General features: G+C 49.8%; 1 protein-coding gene. It reads left to right on the plus strand.

The annotated features are described in order from the left end of the window. Positions 1-778 (plus strand): NAD(P)H-hydrate dehydratase (locus R7Z50_RS26610; protein WP_318149627.1); only part of this gene is annotated, 778 nt, incomplete at its 5' end. Positions 779-783 lie beyond the last annotated feature (5 nt).

A 783-nucleotide genomic window follows, 5' to 3' on the forward strand; every position in this document is an offset into this window, starting at 1 on the left:
CGGCGGGAATCAAGGTATGTCTGGCGCAATCCGTTTGTGCGCGTCTGCGGCGGTTCGAAGTGGAGCAGGTTTAACAGCAAGTATTACGCACCCAGATAGTTTCATCTCTCTGCAGGTCAGTTGCCCAGAAGTGATGAGTCAAAGCATAACCACGGACTTACTCAGAGACACGGAAAACGCGCTCACTAAGCGTATTCGCTGGGCAGATGTTTTGGTGTTTGGCCCCGGTTTTGGCGACGATGAGTGGGCGTATCAAGCTTATCAATACCTATCTCAAGAACAAAAACCGAAAGTTGTGGATGCGGATGGTCTAAATATTCTGGCAATGTTAAGTCAACGATGTGATGGCACATTGGTGTGTGACAACCAACGCGTCATCACTCCTCATCCGGGAGAAGCCGCTCGCTTGTTAAATGTGACCACTCAACATATTGAAAGTGATCGATATTCCGCAGCACGCCAACTGCAAGAACGCTATGGTGGCGTAGTGGTGTTAAAAGGTGCAGGAACGCTGGTTTTTGATGGTGTCAGAATGTATGTGTGCCTCGCAGGTAATCCGGGCATGGCGACGGGCGGAATGGGTGACGTACTTTCTGGTGTGATTGGTGCACTGCTTGCCAAAGGTTTACCGATCTCTATCGCAGCGCGATTAGGAGTCATGATTCATAGCCACGCAGCCGATCTCAATGCAGAAAAACATGGAGAAGTGGGATTATTAGCCACAGATGTCGTGGAGACTCTTCGCGCTGCGACTCATATTCAGCGAGCGAAAAACTGAATCTC

The sequence above is a fragment of the Vibrio sp. 1249-1 genome (genome assembly GCF_033340495.1).